Consider the following 520-nt stretch of genomic DNA (forward strand, 5'->3'; position numbering starts at 1 on the left):
AGGGATGGCTCTACGTGGCCTTCGTCATCGACGTATATGCCCGACGCATCGTGGGCTGGCAGGTGAGCAGTTCGATGCGAACGGACTTCGTGCTTGATGCGCTGGAGCAGGCACTGTACGCACGCCAACCCGAGCCGGACAGCAGCCTGGTTCATCACTTGGATCGGGGATCGCAATATACGTCAGCATTCGATACAGCGAACGCCTGGCCGAGGCTGGCGTAGAGCCATCGGTGGGAAGCAAGGGGGACGGCTACGACAACGCGCTGGCCGAAACGATCAACGGGCTGTACAAGGCTGAGCTGATTCATCGTCGCGCACCCTGGAAGAACAAGGAGGCTGTGGAACTGGCCACGCTGGAATGGGTGGCCTGGTTCAACCATCACAGACTGCTGGAGCCCATCGGATACATCCCGCCTGCAGAAGCTGAGGCAAACTACTACCGGCGACTCGCCAGTCAGACCGCCACGGTGGGGGCCTGACTTAAACCAAACAGCCTCCACGGAACCCGGGGCGATTCA

The 520-nt window shown here is 60.6% G+C and carries 1 pseudogene; it reads left to right on the plus strand.

The annotated features are described in order from the left end of the window. Window positions 1–481: pseudogene (locus J8G26_RS19155) on the plus strand (IS3 family transposase); the annotation flags it as partial. Window positions 482–520: the final 39 nt, after the last annotated feature.

Origin of the sequence: Acidovorax sp. JG5, from assembly GCF_017939685.1 — a bacterium.
Lineage (GTDB): Bacteria > Pseudomonadota > Gammaproteobacteria > Burkholderiales > Burkholderiaceae_C > Acidovorax.